Below are 1,543 nucleotides of genomic sequence, written 5' to 3'. Positions count from 1 at the left end.
CGCTGCTGCTGACCTTCAACCTGACTTCTCCCGCGCCCTTTGAAGAGAATCAGCGTGATGCACTGCTGGCCGTTATCAACAGCTTCCAGGCGGCCTGATGACCTGACAGGAGGAACACCATGTCACTTGGTGATGAGATTGTCACCCGGATAGCACGGGTCGGCGCACAACATGCTGCGCGCGTTTCCCCGCCACAGGGCAGCCCCGGTCCGGCGGCTGCCCGCGAGGGCGACCCGATAAAACATGCCAGCTTCCTGGGCGCGCTGGCCGGGGCCATTACCGGCGCACTGATAGGGGCCGCAGTATTCGCTGCGGCATCGGCACTGGTGGGGCTGACAATCCTCACCGGAGGACTGGCCACCGTGGCCGTCATTGCCCTGGGGACAGCCGCCACGTTTGCACTGGGTGACGTCATCAGCGCCGCCAGCTCGGCGGTCACAAAAATGGTGGACAGCGTCGGTCCGCCGAGCGGCGCACTGGGCAGCGGCTCCCCCAATGTCTTTATCGAAGGCAAACCCGCTGCCAGGGCCACGGCCGATATCGCTGCCTGTAGCAAACACCCTGCGCCGCCCCTGATTGCCCAGGGCAGTGAAACCGTATTTATTAACGGTTCTCCCGCCGCCCGGGTGGATGACAAACTGGTGTGCGGCGCCACCATTAAATCCGGGGCTAAAACGGTGTTTATCGGCTCCGGCCAGGGCACTTACCTGGCAGTCGCCGAAGAGTTCTCGGCCTGGGAGCGGGCGGTGCTGATAGCCGTTGAATTTCTGGTGCCGCCCTCCCGGGGAGCGATTAAAGGTCTCGGTAAACTGTTTACCAGACAAGCCGGGGCAAAGGCAGTCAGCGGAGCCATTGCCGGCGCCAGACATGCCGGAAAGATACTATCGGGTAAAACGTTCTGCTGTGCCAAAAAAGCTTTCAGAGAAACTGAGGGAGCAAAACGTTACTGGGAAGCAACTAAAAAATTCTTTACCGGCGACCCGATTGACGTCACCACCGGCCAGCTGTTTGACCAGCGTACCGACATCACCCTCGGTCAGACCCTGCCGCTGGTCTTTTTGCGCAGCTGGGCGCCGGAAGAACAGGGCTTACTGGGACCGGGCTGGACGGACAGCTTCTCCGAATGCGCCCTGACGACCGGCGACCGGGTAGAAATCCGTACTACCGAAGGGGCGTCGCTTTACTTTGCTTTACCACCGGCTTATACCCACAGCACCAACCCGGACCACCCGGACTTTACCCTGAGCCGGGGCGAGCAGGGTTACATCCTCCGCCACCGTGACTCACCGGTCAGCAAATACTTTGCCCTGCGACACCCGTCACCGGCCGCAGAGGAAACATCTCAGCGCTGGCTGCTGACGGAACTCCGGGATGTGTATGACAACCGGCTGCGCTTTATTTATAACGAACACCATCAGCTGACGCAGGTTATCCACAGCGACGGACCGGTACTGACGCTGCGTTACAACCTGAACGGGCAACTGACAGCGATTCTCCGCACCGATGAAGGGTTACAGGAAGTGATGGCCCGTTATCACTACCA

Annotated in this window: 1 protein-coding gene; it reads left to right on the top strand. The window is 60.5% G+C overall.

Features of this window, described 5'->3' with window-relative positions; all coding sequences use genetic code 11:
- Positions 1 to 119: 119 nt before the first annotated feature.
- Positions 120 to 1,543, top strand: a 1,424-nt coding sequence (locus V2H77_RS00635; protein ID WP_341497259.1) for a PAAR domain-containing protein, incomplete at its 3' end; no start/stop codon positions are given.

This window comes from Photorhabdus sp. P32, assembly GCF_038085095.1.
GTDB lineage: Bacteria > Pseudomonadota > Gammaproteobacteria > Enterobacterales > Enterobacteriaceae > Photorhabdus > Photorhabdus luminescens.
This window is presented reverse-complemented; position numbering and strand designations above follow the sequence as displayed.